General features: G+C 49.7%; 16 protein-coding genes. 4 read left to right on the top strand and 12 right to left on the bottom strand.

Annotated features, from left to right (window positions below):
- Positions 1–62: 62 nt before the first annotated feature.
- The 5 genes from C557_RS0101875 to C557_RS0101895 all read right to left on the bottom strand — a co-directional run bounded on the left by C557_RS0101875 (position 63) and on the right by C557_RS0101895 (position 8,352).
- Positions 63–1,040 (bottom strand): aldo/keto reductase, encoded by a 978-nt coding sequence (locus C557_RS0101875; protein WP_018750119.1) that lies wholly within the window; start codon positions 1,038–1,040, stop codon positions 63–65.
- 159 nt (positions 1,041–1,199) lie between these two features.
- A complete protein-coding gene (locus tag C557_RS0101880) occupies positions 1,200–3,305 on the bottom strand; it encodes a glycoside hydrolase family 36 protein (protein WP_018750120.1) in 2,106 nt (701 codons plus the stop codon).
- 97 nt (positions 3,306–3,402) lie between these two features.
- Positions 3,403–4,731, bottom strand: coding sequence for an ABC transporter substrate-binding protein (locus C557_RS0101885; protein ID WP_018750121.1), 1,329 nt, complete (start codon positions 4,729–4,731; stop codon positions 3,403–3,405).
- 149 nt (positions 4,732–4,880) lie between these two features.
- A complete protein-coding gene (locus C557_RS0101890) occupies positions 4,881–6,530 on the bottom strand; it encodes a response regulator transcription factor (RefSeq protein ID WP_018750122.1) in 1,650 nt (549 codons plus the stop codon).
- Entirely contained in the window at positions 6,523–8,352 is a 1,830-nt protein-coding gene (locus tag C557_RS0101895) for a cache domain-containing sensor histidine kinase (protein ID WP_040676285.1), read from the bottom strand. Before C557_RS0101895 ends, C557_RS0101890 begins: the two co-directional genes overlap by 8 nt.
- Before the next feature lie 188 nt (positions 8,353–8,540).
- Between C557_RS0101895 and C557_RS0101900 the strand changes: the two genes are divergently transcribed.
- The 4 genes from C557_RS0101900 to C557_RS0101915 all read left to right on the top strand — a co-directional run bounded on the left by C557_RS0101900 (position 8,541) and on the right by C557_RS0101915 (position 12,095).
- Positions 8,541–9,428 (top strand): carbohydrate ABC transporter permease, encoded by an 888-nt coding sequence (locus C557_RS0101900; protein ID WP_018750124.1) that lies wholly within the window; start codon positions 8,541–8,543, stop codon positions 9,426–9,428.
- Positions 9,428–10,258 carry a carbohydrate ABC transporter permease gene (locus C557_RS0101905; RefSeq protein ID WP_018750125.1) on the top strand — a complete coding sequence of 277 codons (831 nt, stop codon included), beginning with the start codon at positions 9,428–9,430 and terminating at the stop codon, positions 10,256–10,258. The genes C557_RS0101900 and C557_RS0101905 overlap by 1 nt, the downstream gene beginning before the upstream one ends.
- 217 nt (positions 10,259–10,475) lie before the next feature.
- Positions 10,476–11,843 (top strand): hypothetical protein, encoded by a 1,368-nt coding sequence (locus C557_RS22805; protein WP_018750126.1) that lies wholly within the window; start codon positions 10,476–10,478, stop codon positions 11,841–11,843.
- A 78-nt stretch (positions 11,844–11,921) separates the two neighbouring features.
- On the top strand, positions 11,922–12,095 hold the full coding sequence (locus C557_RS0101915; protein ID WP_018750127.1) for an aspartyl-phosphate phosphatase Spo0E family protein: 174 nt from the start codon (positions 11,922–11,924) through the stop codon (positions 12,093–12,095).
- Between the two features lie 88 nt (positions 12,096–12,183).
- Here C557_RS0101915 and C557_RS0101920 read toward each other — a convergent pair whose 3' ends face one another.
- The 7 genes from C557_RS0101920 to C557_RS0101950 all read right to left on the bottom strand — a co-directional run bounded on the left by C557_RS0101920 (position 12,184) and on the right by C557_RS0101950 (position 21,223).
- Positions 12,184–12,552: a VOC family protein gene (locus C557_RS0101920; protein ID WP_018750128.1), complete on the bottom strand. Its 369-nt coding sequence runs from the start codon at positions 12,550–12,552 to the stop codon at positions 12,184–12,186.
- Between the two features lie 64 nt (positions 12,553–12,616).
- Positions 12,617–13,567, bottom strand: coding sequence for a helix-turn-helix transcriptional regulator (locus C557_RS0101925; protein ID WP_018750129.1), 951 nt, complete (start codon positions 13,565–13,567; stop codon positions 12,617–12,619).
- A gap of 178 nt (positions 13,568–13,745) precedes the next feature.
- The gene (locus tag C557_RS0101930; RefSeq protein ID WP_018750130.1) at positions 13,746–15,830 is read right to left on the bottom strand and encodes a beta-galactosidase; all 2,085 of its coding nucleotides are present in this window, start codon (positions 15,828–15,830) and stop codon (positions 13,746–13,748) included.
- A 15-nt stretch (positions 15,831–15,845) separates the two neighbouring features.
- Complete coding sequence (locus C557_RS0101935) at positions 15,846–17,411, bottom strand: extracellular solute-binding protein (protein WP_018750131.1); 1,566 nt, start codon at positions 17,409–17,411, stop codon at positions 15,846–15,848.
- A 62-nt stretch (positions 17,412–17,473) separates the two neighbouring features.
- The gene (locus tag C557_RS0101940; RefSeq protein ID WP_018750132.1) at positions 17,474–18,409 is read right to left on the bottom strand and encodes a carbohydrate ABC transporter permease; all 936 of its coding nucleotides are present in this window, start codon (positions 18,407–18,409) and stop codon (positions 17,474–17,476) included.
- Positions 18,410–18,430: 21 nt separating this feature from the next.
- On the bottom strand, positions 18,431–19,351 hold the full coding sequence (locus tag C557_RS0101945; protein ID WP_018750133.1) for an ABC transporter permease: 921 nt from the start codon (positions 19,349–19,351) through the stop codon (positions 18,431–18,433).
- Positions 19,352–19,648: 297 nt separating this feature from the next.
- Complete coding sequence (locus C557_RS0101950) at positions 19,649–21,223, bottom strand: response regulator (RefSeq protein ID WP_018750134.1); 1,575 nt, start codon at positions 21,221–21,223, stop codon at positions 19,649–19,651.
- Positions 21,224–21,323 lie beyond the last annotated feature (100 nt).

The following is a 21,323-nucleotide window of genomic DNA, read 5'->3' on the forward strand; positions in this document are numbered from 1 at the left end:
ACACTTGCCCGCCTCACAGTTTATGGAGTATTTATATCGTGCACAGCGAATCAAAAATCAGCTTACCAGGCATACGCCCTTGGAGCTTCGCCTCCAGGACCCGGGAAAATCTCGTCGATCGCTTGCAATGTCTCGCTGGTCAATTCCACCTCGACTACCCGCAAGGATTCCTCGAATTGCTCCAGTGTGCGTGGCCCGATAATCGGGGCGGTCACAGCGGGATGGGCCAGTGTCCAGGCCAAGGCAATCGTGGCTTCCGATTCACCTAATTCCTTGCACAGCTTGGAGAACTTCTCTAGCTGCGGACGCAGCTTCTCCACCCGCTCTGCTTGCTTGGCCGTTCTGGAGCCAGGCTGCGGATTCAGATTCCCGCCAAGAACACCGCCGTCCAGCGGGCTCCATGGAATAACGCCAATGCCCAGCTCTTCGGCAGCAGGCAACACCTCCAGCTCCGGCAAACGGCACAGCAGGCTATACTTATGCTGCTCAGAGACCAATCCCAGCCGTCCCCCAGCCTTAGCTTCGTATTGAGCCTTCACCAAGTCGCGCCCAGCGAAGTTGCTAGACCCGACGTAACCGATCTTCCCTTGATGCTGGGCGATTTCAAAAGCATGCCATAGCTCGTCCCAGCTCACGTTCCGGTCAATATGATGCATCTGATACAGTTCGATGTGGTCCGTGCCAAGCCGGCGCAGCGAGTCCTCCAGATGACGGCGAATCTTATAGGCCGACAAGCCGGGCCCCCCATTCGGATCCGTCTCCGCGTCGCCCATGCCGCCGTATACTTTGGTGGCCAGCACAACCTTCTCCCTGCGTCCGCCGCCTTGGGCGAACCAACGTCCGATAATTTCCTCGGTCCACCCGCGATGCGGCGTCCCACCGTACACATTCGCTGTATCGAAGAAGTTGACGCCTGCATCAAGCGCCGCATCCATAATTCTGAATGCTTCCTTCTCCTCGGTGGTAGGGCCGAAATTCATCGTGCCCAAGCACAGACGGCTTACCTTTAAACCGGTTCTTCCCAAGCTCGTATACTTCATGACTGCAGCCTCCTCAATGTTTTGATATCAGGTGCTTAGCTTGACCTATTGCCCAAAACTTGTCTGGATGAAGTCCACAACCATTATATACCAGATGGGCGGTTGGATAAAAGTCTGCCGTCTCCTATTAAGCTATCTCCCTATCTAACTGGTTCACCCTCACTGCCCACGCCGGATTTCAAATAGTCGGGCCGTTCTAGCCTGAGGTAACGTTACTTTCAGATTCCCTGCTGCGGCATCCCAGTTCCATGTCCCTGCGAAGTTTTGCGGGTAGGCACAACGAATGGACAATTCCTCTCCCCTAAGCTCGGGAAGTGACAGCACCTGTGAAGAAGCGTCCCCACCAACCCGCCATACTGCTAAATAAATGACCGGCTTCTCTGTGCGGCGAAGTCCCAGGCTCATCCAGTGATCCTCCCGTTTGGGCAAGCCTAGCGGCCAGAAAGGAAAGGCCTCTGGAATATCCCTGCGAATCAGCTTGTAATAATCCAACGCTTCCTTAACCAGCGCACGGCGGCGAGCGCTCAGCTCAGCAAGATGCCCGCTCTGGTGCACCCGCAGCAGCAAGGCATTGACCATGTTAAAGACAACCTCTTCATCATCCCCCTCCCGCAGCGGATAGGACCAGATGGCTGATTGCTCGGGGGCCAGGGCCGAAGGCGAAGCTGCGGCGATCATCGCGTAGTTCACGTAATCCTCCTGATCGCTGGTCGATTGAATACTGTACCGGCTTAGCATGGCATAATCCATACGCATCCCGCCGCTGGAACAATTTTCGATAACCAAATCGGGGTAACGGGCAAAAATCCCGTCCAGCCAGGCCAGATAAGCGCGGTTATGCTGCAACAATCCATCACCATAGCTGTCCGCCGCCAGCTCGGTGCCGATACCGGCATTGATGTTGTAGTCCATCTTGATATAGCCTACACCATAGTCTTCCACCAGACGACGAATGACTTCATCCGCATGGGCAATGACCTGCGGGTTGCGGTAATCCAGCTGATAACGGCTGCGGTCCATCATTCGCTTGCCATGCCGCATGAAGAACCAGCTATCATCCGTCTCTGCCAGCTTTGGACTGCGGATGCCCATCACCTCAAGCTCCAGCCACAGCCCCGGAACCATGCCTTTGCCCCGTATATAATCCAATACATATTTGATGCCTTCGGGGAATCGCTCGGAGGAAGGCAGCCATTCCCCTACACCATCCCACCATTCACCCGGCGCATACCAGCCGGCGTCAATGCAGAAGTATTCGCAGCCTGCCTCTGCGGCGGCATCGATGAGTGGCAGGAGCTTCGCTGTAGTTGGCGAGCCCCATAGACAGTTCATGTAATCATTAAATATAATCGGCAAATCCCGATTGTCAGCATTCGGGCGGCGAATACGCCGGCGGTAAGCAGTCAGTTGGCCAACCGCCTGCTCAAAGCCACCATACACCGCTCCGACCGCCACCGGTACGCTCACAAATGACTGACCCGGTGCAAGTGATATCCACCAGTGATTTTCGTGCTCGGTGGGCCCGCTGATCAGCAGTGTCAAATAATCGTTCTGGTCCAACATCTCCCAATGCCAGGAGCCGTTGTGCTCAATCTGCCAGAACAGACTGTTTCCAGCTTCCCGATTCTCCAGCACCGCCATAGGAACATGCTCTGCCGTAGACCAGGACCCTGTATTACTACAGGATATCCGTTTGGAACTACGGTCCGTCATATGAGAGAGTCCCAACTCCGGCAGACGATATGTCCGCCATTGCAGCTCACTTTGCCAGCCTGTATGCGGAATAGACAGGAACATCTTCTCGTCACGATCCTGCCGTCCCTCCTTATCCAGCCCATTCAAAGCAAAGGAGGACACATACTCAACGCCCAACGCATTTGACCCGGCATTAAACAGTGTGACCCAGGAACGAATCGTTTGCAGCCCATCAAAGAACTGGAAGTGCTGCACAGCTTGCAATGAAGTTACCGGATCGCACAGGGTTAGCTCCAGCTTGCGGCCAAGCTGATTTCTTATATCTGTATGACTGACATAAGCCATGCGAAGACCCGGGTAGCTCGCACGATGCGTTCGCCCATGATGTTCTCCCCGGTCTTCTCCTGTCAGTTGCAGCTCCATGAGACGAAAGCCTGGCTTCTGTTCTTCATGCAGCAGTTCATCCACCCATTCCTCCGTACCGAAATGCAACAAACGCACATCCTTCTCCGCGGTCACCTCCAGCACCAGATGAAGACCGTTTTCCATCAGTTGAATGAGTCTGGACATCGTAGTTCCTCCTTAGCTTCGTTATGATCTTGATGATAGCAAAATGAACTCAGCACCGAGGATGGTGCTGAGTTCATCGTAGGTACATCTTTAATCTTTATTGAGCGGAACCCAGTTGCACCCAGGCCTGTTCGATTTCAGTCACAGCCTGATCTTTCGTTTTGCTGCCACCAATATAGGCCTGCATAATTTCGCCGAATTTTTGATGGAACGTATCCAGCGAATAGTTGATCGACAAATCACCCGATGGCTCAGAGGCCAAAATTTCATTCATTTGCTGTGGCATATCGAGTTCCGGCATCGGCGCATCCTTGATTGGAGGGATAACTTTCGCTACGCTAGAGAACCAGTTCTTCCCATAATCCGAAGTGTAGAGCCAGTTGAAGAATTCAATGGTCTCCTTGACGACGGCCGAATCCTTGTTAATGCGCAACGCTTGGTCCGCACCTGTAATAATCGTCGCCTGCTCCGGCTTGTCGCTGACCGGGTATCCGGCGATGCCAATTTTAATGTCCGGCGTAATTTTCTTAATTGCTTCTTCGTCCCATGCACCTTTACCTGTCATGATGGCCGCTTTGCCGGAAGCAAAATCGCTAACTTCAGCATTGCTGTCACGTTCGAGCGGTTTGTCCGTACCATGCTTGACGGTCGTATCGATGAAGCTGAAGAAGTTGTTGTAGAGCACCGGATAATCCTTGATTTTAACATCTCCGGCAATGAATCCGCTTACTAATTCCTGTGAAGTTACCCCTGCATCTTGTGCTGCTGCATTCACGAAGTGCTGGAAGACGTGCTTCCATACCCACCATTCCTTATAGGCATTGGCGAATGGGGTAATTCCCTTGGCTTCCAGCTTGGTGATGGCATCATCCAGCTCTGCCACTGTTTTCGGGAAGGTGGCCACTCCCGCTTGGTCGAGCAATTCTTTGTTGTAAATCAGGGAGAACAGGTTGCCCTTGACCGGCAGTCCCAGCACCTTGCCGTCCGTCGAGCTCATATTGGCGCGAACAGCGTCCGTCATGGCTGCGGCCAGCGGCTCGTTCGTCAGATCGGCACTGTACTCCGCAAAGGTGTCGATATCGCCGCCTGCCGTTGTTTGGAAGACATCCGGTGTGCTTCCGGCAGCAATTCTCGATTTGAGCACGGTATTGTAGTCCGCCTGCATAATCTCCAGATTAATAGTTACATTGGGCTTCACTTGTTTGTATTCTTTGATGTAGGCGTTGAAGGCATCCGTGTATTCGGGCGAAGCTGTAAACATGTTAATGGTAACCGGTTTGGATTCATCCGCTGCTGCATTATTGCCTCCAGCATTGGCGCCTCCGGCTCCATTGCCCTCAGCGTTGTTGCCGTTCCCGCCACAAGCTGACAGCAGCCCCATAATCAGCACCAGGCTGAAGGATAGGGCAAGGATCTTTTTCTTCATTTCATAACGCCCCCGCTTCTTTGAAGTTGTTAACATCCTTATAGCAGCCACACTTGAGCTGCCATGCCCTTATTCTACTGAATAGATTTAACAGACAAAATGTAGATATGTGATGATTTGAGGGTAAAAAAGTGGAATGATGGGTTAGTTCACTTTTTAACCCCTGCCTCCTGACGCACACGATATTCGGAGGGAGACAGGTCGTAATAGTTCCGAAACGCCTTGCTGAAATAGTTCTTATCCTTATAGCCAAGCATCTCGGAAATCTCCTGAATCTTTAAGGAAGAATCGTTCAGCAGTTCCGTTGCCTTCTCCATCCGCACCTTCTGAACGTATTCATGGATACCGTGACCATATTGCTGCTTGAACAGCTTCATCAAGTATTCCCTGCTGAGAAAATACTTCTCGGTGAACATTGAAATTTTGATATCCTCAAAATAATGATCTTCGATGTAAACCTTGATGTCATCCACGTTAAATGGTCTGTTGCCCGCTAACGAACGGCGAATCTGCTCATTGTAGTACGCCGTCAGCCTCCATAGCAATGCTTCGTATTGCTCGAAGGCAGCATAGTCGGTAGACAGACCTATCGCGCTCAGCGCCCGCTCTCCTCCGGCGCCAGGAAGTCGGTCTGTCGGAACGCCAAGGTCAGTAGCGGTATCATTTAATAGAACGATAATCTCGCGCAGTGTACGGTCCGCCTGCCCGAGGGTGAAGGATTCGCCGGATTTTATTTTTTTGGCGTATTCGCTCATGACCGTCTTGGCAGCTTTAAGGTTCCCGGCCTCCAGGGCGCTGCGAAGAATGGGCAAGCGGCTGGTGAAGGAGAAGCTATCCTGCACGGGTGAACTGCCCCCGGCGCCTATGATTGCCTTCCCCTCAAGCTTGAGCAAATCAATCCATTCAATCTTGTCCACCGCCTCCTTATAGGAGTCGGCTACGGCCAGCACATCCTCGCAGACAGATCCGACGCCCCCCGCCGTCAAAATGCCAAACAAGCTGCTTAAAGTAGCGACCACCTTTTTCATCAGCTCTCCCGATCGGAAGTTAACCTCCTTGGGGTAACCACCGTGCGCGGTATAAACGGCGATGATCTCCCGCTCCTGCTTGGGATTAGCGAAGCTGAAGCAGATCAGGTGATTCCCGGCCACCTCGTTAATGACGTTCGCAACGGCAAAATGCAATAGCTCCGTATCCTGATTGAAGCGACTGTCCCGGATCGCTTCCAGATTCAAAATGCGCAACACCAGCGCTCCGAAGCGGTTATCCGGATCATCTGCTCCTATTAGAGGGAGGAACCCCAGATTGCTCTGCTTCTTGAAGCTGCGGTCGATAATGGACAAGTAGATCTTCTCCTTCAGCTTGGGCAGCGACATATTGAAGGTGATGTTTCTTGTAATAGATTCGCTCTGGAGCTGCCGTTTGGCTGCGAGCACATCGATGGCTTTGCGCAAGGCCTGATTCAAGTCCTGACGATTAACCGGCTTGAGTAGATAGTCCACTACTTTGGAGTGAATAGCCTGTCTGGTGAACTCAAAATCATTGTACCCGCTAATGACGATGGTCAGTAGCTCGGGATAGGCCTGCTCAACGATCTTGAGGAACTCCACCCCGTTCATCTCCGGCATCTTCATATCCACCATAACGATGTCGGGCTTATGCTGCTCCAGCATCGCCAGGCCCGCCTTGCCGTCCGTGGCTTCCAATACCTCCCCGATCTCCAGCCCCTGCCAGTTGCCGAGAATGCGTATCGCTTCCCGAAGAGGCTCCTCATCGTCGATAATCAACACTTTATACATGACTGCTGCCCCCTCGCGGTATTAACATAATCATCTCTGTACCGGCTCCCTCGCTGCGTATGGCCAGTTCAGCCTCTTCCCCATAGAGTAGTCTTAGCCGGGTATACAAATTTTTGAGTCCGATATTCTCCCCCTCCTGCTCGTCCCAAACGATGGCGAACGACTGCTTGATTTGCTCCAACCGCTCCGGAGGAATGCCCGGCCCATTATCCTGTACCGAGATAACCGCATGGCTCTCGCTTAGCTCCGCGCGAATGATGATCACAATACCGGTCGATACCTTCTCCAGGCCATGCTTGATGGAGTTCTCCACCAGCGTCTGAATGGACAGCTTGGGGATTTGCAGGTCCTTCAAAGATTCCTCCCATTCCACTGTCACCTGCAGGCGACTGCCAAATCTGGCTTGCTGCAGGACCAGATAACGCTCAATATGTCGCAATTCTTCCCGCGCGTTCACGATATCCTTGCCGCTGATGCAATAACGTAGAGTTAAGGCCAGCGCATCTACCATATCCGCCACTTCTTCATCCCCGCTTTTCAGTGCCTTAGTGGAAATAGCTTGCAGGGCATTATAGAGGAAATGGGGATTAATCTCCGCCTCCAGCGCCTTGAGTATCGCATTCTTCTCAACCAGCTTCATCTTATAGCGTTCATTGATGAGATCATGAGTGCGCCGCACCATCCGATTGAAATGGCGGGATAAATAAGCCAGCTCATCCCGGCCCCGTACGGGAATCTCCGCATCAAAGGTTCCCTCGCTGAACCGCCGCATCTGCAGAGACAGATCCTTCAGCGGACGTGTAATGGCATTGGAAATTAACGTCACCAGCACGATGGAAATGACCAGAAACACCAGACCAATGAGGTATCCCAGATTCCGAGTCGCATTGGCAGCAGCATAAATATTACTATAAGGAATGGGCTTTACCAGCTTCCACCCCTCGCTGTCCTCCACATTATAGACCACCAGGTACTTGTGGCCTTCTGCATCCGTCCAGGTCAGAGGCTTCATGAAGGGGTCCTCGCCCAAACGGTCCAGCCATGGAGCCTGCTCAAGCTGCCGCAGGAATTCGAGATTGTCCACATGAAAGGGCTCATTGTCCGGCCCGAGGAATAACAGATGCTCGCCCTCCTCAAACGGCACATCGTTCAAAATTTGATCCTTCACAGCAGGCTTTAGGTAGAAGGAGACCACCGCCTTCGGTTCTCGTGTAACAAGAGAGCGAAGCACACGATGATAGCCCATGAAGCTAGGCTCCTCGCTCATGCCATATCCAGATTCGCTGCCAGGGACGATAAAGGATTGATAGGAACGGTTCCGCGAGCTTTCCATCGCCCGCTGATACCACGGCTGCTCCGGAATGCCTTCACGGAAGCTGGATCGAACGGTGATGTTATAGGCCTCCCTGGTAATTGAATAATACTTTCCCTGATCGATCAGATATAAATAAATGCTCTCCAGATCATTACGTGAGTAGAACAACTCTCGCAAGTAATCCTCCAGATACATCCTTGACGCATATTCCGTCTCTTCGCTAACCACAGCCTGTAAAATTTCTTCATATCGGATTTGTGGCAAGGAGAACTGCTCAACACCCTGCATATAATCCTCCAGCTTCTGATTCACCAGCTTCAGGTTGCTGGTCGTACTTTCAATGCTATAGCTCACCGATTCCCGCTCTAGCATCTGATAGGAAATAACGGTTAACAATCCAACGACCAATACAATCATTGCCGTAAATAACAGAATAAGCTTATTGACCAATCGGCGCGACACCCGGTCTCTAAGCCTGATCACTACTCGCCTGATCCAGTTCGACATACTGCCCCCGTTTCTGGCCCATCCACCGCTGCGCAGCCAGTTCACCTTTTTACCCTTAACTGTTTTCTTAAATCCATTTTGGCAATGTAAACGCTGTTTTATAATTACATTATAGCCGAAAAGGGCGATATGTGTAGAACAAGCAAACACCCTGTCTATCACTAAATGTCATAAAAAAGAGGTGCATTATGTCTAAACTTGGGAGAAAGCGAGCGGAAAAACTGGAGTTTGGCGTCTTTACTTTGCCGATTCTGATCGCGATTGTTGCCGTATTTTATTATCCATTCATGATGACGATTCGATATTCCCTGACAAAATGGAACGGGATCTCCAAGCATCCAACCTTTATCGGTCTGGATAACTTCAAGCAGATCTTCATGGGCGATGCCAACTTCACAAGTGCCGCCTGGTTCACGATCAAATATGCCATTCTCTATATCGTACTGGTTAACGTACTCGCCATTCTGCTGGCACTGGTTCTCGATATGAAGCTGAAGACGACAAGCTGGCTAAGAGCCGCCTTCTTCATTCCTTATATTCTCAGCCTGGTTATTGTCGGCTTCATCTGGAAGTTTATTTTCATGCAGGGCTTTGAATCACTTGGAGAGAGCACCGGATGGGGAATGTTCGCCTTAAGCTGGCTGGGCGAGCCGGGACTTGCCTTCATATCCGTCCTGTTCGTCTCCATCTGGCAGTCCATCGGCTTCTACATGGTGATCTATATCGCCGGTCTGCAATCGGTGCCGGATGATCTTAAGGAAGCTGCTACTGTAGACGGCGCAGGACCGCTTCGCCGCTTCTTCAATGTCACGCTGCCACTGCTGGCGCCTTCCATTACCATCTCCGTCTTCATGGCGCTGACCAACTCGATCAAGGTGTTCGACGTAATCCTGTCCCTGACGGGCGGTGGCCCGGGCGGAACCACCTACAGCGTAGCTTATGACATTTACCGCGATACCTTCCAGAACAACCTGTACGGCTACGGTACGGCCAAGGCCTTGATTCTGTTCGTAGCGGTGCTGATCATTACGATCATCCAGCTTACCATCTTCAAACGCAGGGAGGTTGAGGCATAATGAACAAAAACAAAGTGGGCCGCATTATTTTGGAGATCGGGATGGTGCTGCTGTCCATCCTGTTCCTCTACCCGTTATTCCTGACCATCAACAACTCGCTAAAAAGCTTCTCCGAGGTCATGACTGATGTCATTGCCTTGCCGAAGAAGCTGGCTTTTGAGAATTATAGCTACGTCTGGGAGTTCATCAACTACCCGCGGCTGTTCCTGAACAATACAGTCATTACCGTATTGGGTCTGGCTGGCATTGTGTTGATCTCTTCCATCGCGGCATACAAATTAGCCCGCACCAAATCCAGAGCCAGCTCGATCGTTTATTTCATCTGCATTATGCCAATGCTTATTCCGTTTCAATCGATCATGCTGACCGTGCTGCAAATGGCCAAGAGCTTCCACTTGTCGGATAGCACCTGGGGGCTGGGTATCCTGTATTGGGGTTTTGGCGCTCCGCTGGCCCTGTTCATCTACCATGGCTTCGTGAAGGGCATACCACGAGAGATTGATGAAAGTGCCACTATAGACGGCGCCTCCGGCTTTCGCTTATTCTTCAGCGTAATCTTCCCGCTGTTGAAGTCGGTGACCACCACGATCATCATTATCGATGTGATGTGGATCTGGAATGACTTCCTGCTTCCACTCTTGATGGTCAATGGGTCACCAGCCACCAAGACGTTGACCTTGGCCGCCTACACCTTCGTCGGACAATATACCTCCGACTGGCAATACGCAATGACCGCCATGGTTATGGCTGTCCTGCCTTCGATCATCGTCTTCATCTTCTTGCAGAAATACATCGTCAAAGGCGTAGTGGCGGGAGCGGTGAAGGGGTAATTTTCGAGCCGTAGACAATACATCATGAAAATGCAAAGCAGCTAACCGTTTTGATACGGCGGCTGCTTTTTTATTTTTCGATGTTTATGAGGAGTACCATGTTTAAAACCAACCGAGCCTATTATTAAGTATTGCAGTTGACCCCAATTTAATTTTAGGTATACTGTAAAACTAATAATCATCCTAATATATGGCATTTGAGGCTGGAGGTCTTTCTTTGCAGCGATCGATACGTGAAATATTAGAACAATATATGGTAGAAGAGGAGCTGTCTATATCCAGGTTCTCACAGATATCTACCATTAACACAGGAACGTTAAGCCGGATTTTAAAGGGGTTAAAGCCAATCTCCCTAGGGCAGCTACAACTTATTACGAACGCTATGAAGCTACCACAGGACGGCTTATACGAAGAGTATATTGAGGAATGCTTTGCTTCATCCAGCAATCTACGCCGAATTCGACCATTTATTTTGCGTTGTGCTGAGCTAGAGCGGCTGGATTGTATAGAAGAGGTTGTTGGACGGCTTTTGGAAGATCGTCAGTACAATACCGCTTTATTTGCGATTGCTGAGCAGCTTTTCAAGCAAGAAAAGGTAAAGGCAGCAGCTTTGATTTATAGACAGGTTGCCGAGTCTGAACGGTATCAACACTCTGAGCGCCTCGCTCTTTGTCGGTACCGCTTGTTTAGCCTTCAATTAGGAGAAGATTTAGAAGAAAACCTATTAGCAGCCACGCAGTTTGAGCCTTATACCAATCGCCTGCCTGAAATGGAGCAATTAGAGGCTCTAAAGCAGCTTATGCATATTTTTGGCATGGTCCATAAATGGCCCAAGGTAGAGGCATTAGCAGTTCAACTACAGCAGTTGGCATCCTCTTTGTATCATTTACATGGTGGGTCGTGCCGCAAAGAAGAATCCTTAATTCAAACAGCACAGCCATTATATTATTATATTCTTTATGCATATCTGGCCCGCGCCACCGCTCATGAACAATATGGGGACTATAACAAGGCGTTGGAATTTGTAACGCTTTATGCAAATGGTGCGAATTGGATTCGGGAGAAAGACGAGATCGCAGAGCGTATCATTTCACAATTCAAAGAATGGGCCACTGCTAACACATATTTGTATAAGGTCTTATCAGGGCATGAGGAAGCGTTAACAGAATATGCAAAATATATAGAAACGAGACCAGATGAAATTTTTGTTGGTTTGACTCACATCATCAAGGCAGCAAATCAGTATAACTATAATATTGATCCTATACTTGAAAGGTTTGCTCCATATCTCCCCTCCTCAACCATGGTTAATGCTAACTATGGCATGTACAATGAGACCGTGATGGCAGAAAAAACGGTACAATTCTTTTGTGATTTAGCGGCCTATAGAGGCAAAAAAAATCCCAAGGCTGCATTAAATCTAGTCCTGGAAGCACTGCAATTATCCGTTAGAATAAGCAGTGTCAGAAATATTATTAATAGTGTTGTTTTATTCCAGGAATACAGTGACCATGCGGGTAATCAGGAGAAACAGCGGTTTACACAATTAAAAACAGCATTTTTAGATGAAAGCAACATGATATAGAAATATTCTTCTGTCATTAATGAGTTGTACAAGATTTTAACATAATCCCCTAGAATATTACATGGGGAGGATGTCTATATGGAATTGCAAAGCCTGCAAAAACGTATTGAAACTGCCAGAAAAAAACTCCATGTACTGACTGAAAGATATAATGGGCAATTAAGCCATCCTCATGTCATTCGTCAATCAGTACGGCTAGACAAGCTCATAAATGAATACAATCAATTCATCAAAAATTCAATTGAGCACTAATTGCTCGACATAAAAAAGCTCCCCTCACAGTAACAGGTTTTATTATTTCACCTGTTTACCGTATGGAGAGCTGGCTACATCTGATTAGTTAGGCTTTACTGTGAAGGGTAATGAGGTAACCGTCCGGATCGGCAAAGGTAAAGGTTCGCCCGAAGGGTCCGTCTATGGGTTCGGATGTAATCTTTACATCTGCTGCTACAAGCTTGTCGTGAATTTCTTGCGTATCCGGGGCATAAAGCCACAGAGCGACACCAAGTCCAGGCTGAGTACCTGAACCGAGTTCCGTTCCTGGAATCAGGTCACGAAGAGCAAAAGTAATCGGCTTGGTATCGAAGACTACGGCATGAGGGGGCCCCGCCTGTGAGCGAACCAGTCCAAGATAGTTTTGATAGAATTCTGCAGAGCCTTCAAGATTACTCACTTGAAGTGAGATGAAATCTGGTCCAATTGCTGACATAATAAATGTCCTCCTTGTTATTAGTATATCTTGATTGTACAAGACCCCTATTGCCACCAGTATGTCAGTAGCGTTCTTTCATCTTTGTAATTTCTTCTCTTACCTGTTTTCTGAAGGATTCAGGCTCCGTCACTACCACATCCGCTCCCCATCCAAGTATCCAGGACAGCAATTCTTCCGGTTGACGCACTCGGAAAGTGACATGGTAACCGTCCTCTTTAGACTCGGTAGTCTCCATGTAATAGTTGCTGGCTTCTTCGACTTTATCGATGACTGCTGGATTGAAAATGGCACAGACCCGGATGCTGCGGGTATCCTTCGGTCGATAAGAATGGAGATCAAAGTTATCCGGAAGTTGAAACGTATCATCCGTCAGGGCAGGATCACTGATTCGAGAAACTCGAAAATGACGAATGTCCTCCCGCAGGTCACAGAAAGCAAGCAAGAGCCAGCCATTTTGCTCATCATGTGCCAATCCGAATGGCGATACGGTGCGCACCGTAACCCGGTTTCCATCCGCTCCAGCAACCCCTTTATGATAGGTGAACCGTAATTTCTTACCCTCCCGCATGGCCTCGCGAATGCTTCCCAGATTTACTTTCTCCCTAGTCAGGATATCCAATTCATCTTTTTGGAGCAGACGGATGCTCCCTTGAATGCGGCTTGTCTCCTCTCGGATGGGAAGAGACAGCAGGGCTTCGATTTTTCTGTGGGAAGAACGCGCGCTGTGACGATAAGCAGGATCAAAACGCTTTTCTATAAATTCAGCACCCAGAAGCAGCGATACAGCCTCATCCACAGTGAAACTAATGGGGGGCAGAAAATAACCTTCCATTAAGGAATATCCTGATCCGGTCTCACTCATGACAGGAACACCGGCTTCACTCAAAGCCTGCATATCGCGATAGATCGTTCTTGCACTGACTCCCAAGCTCTCTGCCAAGGCATCGGCCGTCAGCAATTTGCTTCGCTGTAGCTCCATCACAATCGCTAAAAGACGCTCTGTTTTATTCAATCGAAGCTGCACTCCCTTGTTCCAGTTGGATATTTTTTATCATCTTTCGCTTTTTACTATTTAGATTATACAACACGCTATTGAGAAGCATCGCTATAGAGGTCCATCAAGCAAAAGCAGCCGATCCCCTTAACGGGGCGGCTGCTTTATCTCTTATAACTATACCGACCTTAAGCTGCTAAACCAGGCTTGCCCTACGCTTCAGAACACAAATACCATTCACCGGCAGCTCTATAGAGCTTGACGTTAACGATGCCCCACTTTCGGCATCCTCGAATGGGGTCCCGGGCAGTTCAACAAGGGCCGATTGTCCGGAGAAATTCTGCACGAAGATATATTCATACTCCCCATCCGTTCTTAGTCCCGCCGTGACCCCTGGAGGCAAGTCAACCTCCAGGGCCTGTCGAACTCCCGCCTCCTGAACCAGCCGGCTATATAACTCTTCATAGAAGATAGAATCGCTGACACGTGCCGCCAAGTAATAGGCCTTGCCTTTGCCAAGCTCATTAACGGTCAGCGCCGGTTCTCCAGCATAGAAATCATCCTGATACATTCCAATGACCTTGGCATCCTCCACATGGATACGCTCGCAAAGCTCGTGGATCTCGAACACACCACTTAGATTTAGTGAGTTACCTTCAACCATAACCAGTGCATTGCGTTCATGATCATGCAATCCCTCGATTTCCTCCGCCCATACGCCAACCGTCTTGCGCAGAGGACCCGGAAATCCGCCCAGGTGGCAAAGATCATTTTCGTCAACGACCCCTGTCCAATATGTCGCCAATAGCGTACCGCCATTTCTGACGAATTGCTCCAGCTTGTCACCCGTTTCTTTGCGAAGCAGATAAGCCATAGGAACAATGATGAGCTTATAGCTGTCGAACTCATCAAATGCACCTATGATATCGGTGGGCACCCCCTTTTCCCATAAGGCATGGTAATGCTGCACCACTGTCTCTTCGTAATGAATCCCCTGGTTGCGGGGGCCTTGAGCATCTTTGATAGCCCACCGATTATCCCAGTCGAATAAAATGGCTGCTTCTGCCGGAACCGAAGTGCCTACAATATCAGCTAGCCGCGACAACGATTCCCCGAGGGAGGCTACATCACGGAACACACGGGTATGCTCATGACCGACATGATCAACTACCGCACCATGGAATTTCTCGCTGGAGCCCCGGCTCTTCCGCCATTGGAAATACTGCACTGTATCCGAGCCATGTGCTACCGCCTGTAAGGAGGATAGCTTGTGCATCCCCGGCCGCTTCAGCTTGCTGACAGGCTGCCAATTGGTTAAGGATGGCGTGCTCTCCATCAGCATGAACGGCTTCTGCTTCAAGGAGCGGAACAGGTCATGATTGAACGCGAACCAGGAGGCTATCTTGGCATCGGATTCCGCCGCATGCCAGGTTGGATAAGCATCCCAGGATATTACGTCCACCGCCTTGGCGAACTCACGATAATCCAGTCCTTCGTACAAATCCATCATATTTACAGTGCAAGGCAACGTTGGATTGGCTTGCTTGAGCGGAAGCATCTCATGCTTGCAAAAATCGATGGTCTGATCCGAGACGAAACGGCGCCAATCCAGATTTTGTCCGTGCACCATTGTCTCGCCATGCGGGGCCGGAGATTCCACTTGCGTCCAGGAGGTGTACGTATGGCTCCAGAAGGCCGTCCACCAGGCACGGTTCAGAGCATCCAGGGAACCGTATTTGCGCTTGAGCCAGGAGCGGAAGGCTTCCTGACAATAATCGCAATGACACTCCCCGCCATACTCATTAGAGATATGCCATCCAACGATGGCCGGATGATCGGAATAACGCTCGGCCAGCTTGCTATTGATCTGCGCTACCTTCTCGCGGTAGACCGGAGAGCTGAAGCAATGGTTATGCCGCATCCCATGGAGGTTGCGCACGCGGTTCTTCTCGACGCGCAACACTTCGGGATATTTCTCCGACATCCAGGCAGGGCGGGCACCGCTGGGTGTAGCCAGCCAGGCATAAATGCCGTTGTCTGCCAAATTGTCGAGTACCTGATCCAACCATGCAAAATGGTAAATTCCTTCCTCCGGCTCCAGCATCGCCCAAGAGAATATCCCGACGGCCATGACATTGCAGTTCGCCAGCTTCATCAGGCGTATATCCTCGGCCAACACCTGTGAGTCGTGCAGCCACTGATCGGGGTTATAATCGGCTCCATGCATAAATACGGGAAGCTTCTCGCTAATAGGCCGATACTTCATCCTTCTTGCACTCATGGAATCATCCTCTCCTTATTGGTCAAGAAATGCGTCAATTTGACTTTGCAGTTCCTGCTGAATGACATCGAGTCCCGCTGCCTGCAATTGCTTGATCAGATCAGCCTGCCCCTTCTCCAAATCCTTGATAAGGCCATATTCCAATGGAATCGCATAACGCAGCATGACATTTCCTACGTTCGCTACTTCGTTCTTCACCTTCGTGTCGTCGAATACAAAGGTCTCCAGCGGAAAATGATACACCTTGGACTGCCACTCTTCCAGCATTTTTGTACCTTCCTCCGGATACGAAGCATCTGTACGGTTCAACAGGGAGTTCCAGCCCCATACGGAGAAACCCGTATAATTCGCGTAGCTGGGACCCGGATTGTACTTATCGTCGCCCACAGGCTCGTAATGCTTGCCGGCTATGCCATACATCGTCAGATCATGAATTTCCTTATCGTTCTGGAGCAAATCAATCAGCATAAGTGAACGTTCGGGTTGCTTGGAGGTTGCATGAATGCTCATGCCATTTTGCGTCGAGATGGCCCCGATCTTTTTCTTGTCTGGGGTTAAGTCGGCTATGCCCACCTCCAACTCCGGCTTGTCGCGGCGAATTTCACCAATATTGCTGGAAATGGTTCCGAGATTATGCGAATAAGAAGAAATTTTACCGGCTTTGATATCCTGAAAGACATCATTTTTATTGCTAACAATGTTCTTGGACCAGCCCCCATGATCCGCCAGGTCCTTGTAATACTCTATGAGCTGTGTAAATTCCGGCGTATCGTACACATTAAAGACTTGGCCGGAGGGGTCATCCAGCTTGTAGCCCAGCGGGAAATTATAATCGACCAAATTCCATTCGTTTTGCTGTTCCAGCAAAATTTGGTCCAACTCATGCCACTTCCAGCCATCTGCCGGTTTGGCTCCAAATGGGCTGATGCCCTTCTCCCCAGCAATCGCCTTTAAGTAAGCCGCATAAGTCTCCGGACTATTCACCGGGTCCAAATTGTATTTTTTTCGCAAATCCTCGCGAATTAGCACCACCTTGTCCGTAACTTCCTGATTGTTATTGGGCACCATGTACAGCTTGCCGTTGACCTTCGCTTGCTCCCATGCAACTTCAGATAACGATTCCCAGGTCTTGGGGGCGTATTGCTGCAGCATCTCTTCCGTCAACTCTAGGAATCCGCCCTTTAGCACCTGATCATTGTAAAAGGCCCAGTTCGCCGTATAAGCGATGTCAAAATCCTCATTGGCGGCAAATTTCAGCGGATATTTTTGCGTCCAATCCGCCCAATCGAGAAATTCCGTTTCTACGGTAGCGTTGATCTTCTCCTTTAACAGTCGATTCAATTCTCCGAACACTTCATCATAATCCGTTGGCTTACTGCCAATCATCAGCAGCTTAAGCGTCGCTTCCTTGGAGATATCCCCCGCTCCCTCGGTCACTTCAGGCGCTCCAGTATTACCCGGCGCAGCCGCTTCCTTCCCTTGATTTGTCTCATTCCCCGTACTACTCCCGCATGCAGAGAGCACAGCGGCCAGTACGCAAATGACGGCAAGCAGAACCATGAAGCTCTTGTTTGGTTTCATGACTGTAATTCCCCCTAAAGAATAAGATGAATGTATCTATTAGCAACCAGGTTGCCCTGAGGTCACCCCTTCACCGCACCGATCGTCAACCCCTGCACGAAGTAACGCTGAATAAAAGGATATGCGATCATAATAGGTCCCGTAGCTACGATAGTCATCGCCATCTTCAGACTCTCCGTCGGGATATCCGAGGACATAACCGCCCCGGCGGCCATCATGGCTTTGCGCATGCCGTCCATATTGCCAAGCAGGCGGTACAGGTAGTATTGCAGCGGCATCAGATCAGAGTTGGAAATGAACAAAAGCGCGTTGTACCAATCATTCCAGTAGCCCAGCGCGATAAACAACCCGATAGTCGCCAGAGCCGGCTTCGATAACGGAAGAACGAACTGGAGGTAAATTTGAAAATCATTGGCTCCGTCGATCTTGGCCGATTCAATAATGCCTTCCGGGATACTGCTCATGAACGACTTCATGACAATGATATAGAAAACATTCATCAGCATCGGCAAAATAAGCACCAGCAGCGTGTCCTTCAATTGCAGATAGTTAACGATCAGCAAATACCACGGAACCAGCCCTCCACTGAACAAGGTCGTGAAGAAAAAGAAGAAAGAGAAGCGGTTCCGCCATTTGAAATCTTTTCTGGATAGCACATAGGCCGTCATAGAGGTTAGAAACAAGCCAAAGAAAGTTCCAAGCAGGGTCACGCTAATCGTAATTCCGTAAGCCTTCAGCATTTCCTCCGGATATTTAAAAAGAATCGCATAAGCCTCCAGAGAGAAGGTAGAGGGAATAAGCTGAAATCCGTGCTCAATAATGCTGCTCTCCTCCGTCAGAGACGAAGAGATCACCAATATGAAGGGAAACAGGCAAAAGAGAGTCAGTAACGTCAGCACGGTGTACCCCAGCAGCTGCAGCAGCAAGCGATCCGGGGCCAGGCGTTTCTTGCTCACAGACAATGGTGCCGGTATGATTTTTGGTACGTTCAATCTCATGTTTGATTTCACCTCCGCAGGTTAAAATAAGGCGCGATCCGGATCATATCTACGCACCGCATAGTTGGCCAGCATAATCGTAGCGAAGCCCAGTATGGACTGATAGAAGCCTGCCGCCGCCGACATGCCAATTTCATTTGAGGTTGTCAGCGAGCGAAATACAAAGGTATCAATGACATCGGTGGAGGAGAACAGCAGTCCGTTGTTACCGACCATGTTGTAGAACATACCGAAGTCCCCTCGGAAAATATTGCCCACAGCCAGAAGCATGAGAATGATAGCTGTAGGATACAGATTGGGAATGGTAATCCGACGTATTCGCTGGAAGACATTCGCTCCATCAATTTCCGCCGCTTCATACATTTCCGTATCGATGCTGGTAATCGCGGCCAAGTACATGATCGTGCCGTAACCCAGCGCCTTCCACGCAGATACTACGATGAGAATCAGCGGCCAGTATGATGCCGTATTATAGATATCAAGAGGCTCCAGCCCGATAGCACCCAGAAGCACGTTGATAGTGCCATAATCATAGTTGAACAGATTGTAGGCAATAGCCCCAACGACAACCCATGAAATGAAATAAGGAAGGAACATGACCGTTTGCGTTAGCTTTCGGAACCACGGGCCCGCTGCCTCAAACAACAAAATAGCGGCAAAAATCTGGAGTGCGTTGTTCACTATAATGAAGGCAAGATTATAGAGTCCGGTATTGCGCGTAACTCGCCAGGCATCCCCTGATTCAAAGAAGAAGCGGAAGTTGTCAAGCCCATTCCATGGACTTCCGAACACCCCGCCCGTGTAGTTGTATTGCTTGAAGGCTAATACAATCCCTGCCATCGGCACATAAGCGAACAGCAGAAAAAACAATACGGCTGGTACGAGCATAAGCAGCAGTATTTTATATTTCTTGATATCGTTCCACAGCCTGTTTAGCTTCATGGTTCGAGCTCCCCCTTTAAAAGCCGGATGAACAATAGTGGCCTGCGGTCGATATGGGCTTACACTCGCTGTTTCAACTCCATACCGGCTCTCCGTTTACTTGTTCGCCACGCTTTTAGATGATTGTCTATATAAAAACAGTATAAAGTTAAGCGCTTACCAAAGGGATTCAGTAAAACAACTAATCCTAATACTAATTCCACGATTGCCCCTTGGCTTCCCGGTATTTACAAAAAAAGGACGCTTCCGACCTGCAAACAGGCCTCACGCGTCCCTGACCACATGTAGCAGCTACCCTTAAACTCGGAGTGCTTTGCGATATTGCCCCGGCGTCATGCCGGTGGCTTGCTTGAACTGGCGATTGAAATAAATAATATTTCTGTAGCCCATCCGCTCGGCAATCTCATAAATCTTGTATCCCGGATCTTGCAGCAATGAGCAAATCCGCCTGGTTCGGAGTTCATTCAGAAAGTCGCTGAAATGCTCCCCGGTTTCTTCCTTGAACAAATAGCCCAGGTAATTGGGGCTGAAGTCGAAGTGAGCGGCCACTTCCTTCAAGGTAATTTTCTGCTCCAGGTGATCCTCGACATAATGGATCACTTCTTCGATAAGCTTGCGCTTCTGCTTCGTCTTCTTGGCATATAGCAATTCGGATAATTCAAAGAACCTCTTGCGTAGCCAGGAGACAATATCATGAATCGTCTCGAACTGGAACAGAAGCTCGGGTTGCTTCGTATCCCAGCTGAGCAGCTCGTACAAATCCTCATGAATCTCCCGTAGTCCGGCATGCAGCTTCGCGGTGATTTGAATAATCAAATCATACGCATCATTTTTATAAGCTAACGGCTGGCCCTGGTAGAAGAGTTCCACCAGACAATCATCAATTCCAACCAGGTCATAGCTTAGAATAGCCTTAAGCATCCGCTTCAGGATATCATCCACTTGCTCCGAGACCCAACGGTTCCCGGGCGTCAATAACCGGTTCTCGCGAATCAGCCGATTTTTGCCAACCAGCCACTTGGCGCTTAATGCAGCCTGAGCTCGCCGGTATGAATCACGCAGTTCCTCTTCCGTTCGAGCCTCTGTGCCTACCCCGACCGTTACGGAGAACGCCGAGATCTGCCGCACAGCCCGGACTAACTCCTCAAGCCATTCCAGGAATAGAGGCTCCGGCATCCCCGCCAACAGAACGTACCGGGCCGGCTGATCAATCATAAATGTACCCAGCTTCATCTCGGAAACAAAATACTGTACAAACGAAAAGACCTTATGGATTTGATGGTCCCGCTCCTCCTTCGGCAATCCCCCTGCCTTCCATTGCACATCATCCACTTCTATGATGGCGGCTACCGTGCCCACCTGAAGCAACGGGCTTATCAGCCCCTGGACATGTCCTGTAACCTGCTCGGGGGAAATTCCATTCAGCCACCGCAGCAACATGCCCTCACCCAGCAGGGTCAAAGCTTCGGTATACGTGCGATCCTGCTCATGCTCCCGTCTGATCGTGTCACATAATCCACCAACCATCTCATAGAGTTCTTGATCGCCCACCGGCTTCAGCAGGTATCCAGATGCGCTTATGCTAATAGCCTCTTTGGCATATTCGAAGTCTTCATGCCCGCTGATAAACACAATTTTCACACCTGGAGCATGCTCCTTGGCTTTCCGGGCGAATTCCATTCCAGACATAATCGGCATGCGAATATCACACAGAATCAAGTCGACTTGCTCGTGTTCCATCACCTTCAGTGCTTTGAAGCCGCTGTTTACGGCTGCAATAACCTGCAAGTCAAGCCCGCTGCCAGCCACTCTTCGCCGAAGCCATTCCAGATCAACCGCCTCATCATCGACCAACAATACATTGACATTCATCACGCATTCCTCCGCGCTAAAATACTCCCATTTTGAGCATAATAGCCCTTTCTAGCCCTGAACATAGCGGTATTCAATGAAAAGTGATACAAATTCACCG

The sequence above is a fragment of the Paenibacillus sanguinis 2301083 = DSM 16941 genome (assembly GCF_000374825.1).
Taxonomy (GTDB): Bacteria; Bacillota; Bacilli; order Paenibacillales; family Paenibacillaceae; genus Fontibacillus; species Fontibacillus sanguinis.

Coding starts and splice junctions, on each gene's coding strand:
- C557_RS0101875 (WP_018750119.1), bottom strand. CDS start 1,040: ATGAAGTATACGAGCTTGGGAAGAACCGGTTTAAAGGTAAGCCGTCTG.
- C557_RS0101880 (WP_018750120.1), bottom strand. CDS start 3,305: ATGTCCAGACTCATTCAACTGATGGAAAACGGTCTTCATCTGGTGCTG.
- C557_RS0101885 (WP_018750121.1), bottom strand. CDS start 4,731: ATGAAGAAAAAGATCCTTGCCCTATCCTTCAGCCTGGTGCTGATTATG.
- C557_RS0101890 (WP_018750122.1), bottom strand. CDS start 6,530: ATGTATAAAGTGTTGATTATCGACGATGAGGAGCCTCTTCGGGAAGCG.
- C557_RS0101895 (WP_040676285.1), bottom strand. CDS start 8,352: ATGTCGAACTGGATCAGGCGAGTAGTGATCAGGCTTAGAGACCGGGTG.
- C557_RS0101900 (WP_018750124.1), top strand. CDS start 8,541: ATGTCTAAACTTGGGAGAAAGCGAGCGGAAAAACTGGAGTTTGGCGTC.
- C557_RS0101905 (WP_018750125.1), top strand. CDS start 9,428: ATGAACAAAAACAAAGTGGGCCGCATTATTTTGGAGATCGGGATGGTG.
- C557_RS0101915 (WP_018750127.1), top strand. CDS start 11,922: ATGGAATTGCAAAGCCTGCAAAAACGTATTGAAACTGCCAGAAAAAAA.
- C557_RS0101920 (WP_018750128.1), bottom strand. CDS start 12,552: ATGTCAGCAATTGGACCAGATTTCATCTCACTTCAAGTGAGTAATCTT.
- C557_RS0101930 (WP_018750130.1), bottom strand. CDS start 15,830: ATGAGTGCAAGAAGGATGAAGTATCGGCCTATTAGCGAGAAGCTTCCC.
- C557_RS0101935 (WP_018750131.1), bottom strand. CDS start 17,411: ATGAAACCAAACAAGAGCTTCATGGTTCTGCTTGCCGTCATTTGCGTA.
- C557_RS0101940 (WP_018750132.1), bottom strand. CDS start 18,409: ATGAGATTGAACGTACCAAAAATCATACCGGCACCATTGTCTGTGAGC.
- C557_RS0101945 (WP_018750133.1), bottom strand. CDS start 19,351: ATGAAGCTAAACAGGCTGTGGAACGATATCAAGAAATATAAAATACTG.
- C557_RS0101950 (WP_018750134.1), bottom strand. CDS start 21,223: ATGAATGTCAATGTATTGTTGGTCGATGATGAGGCGGTTGATCTGGAA.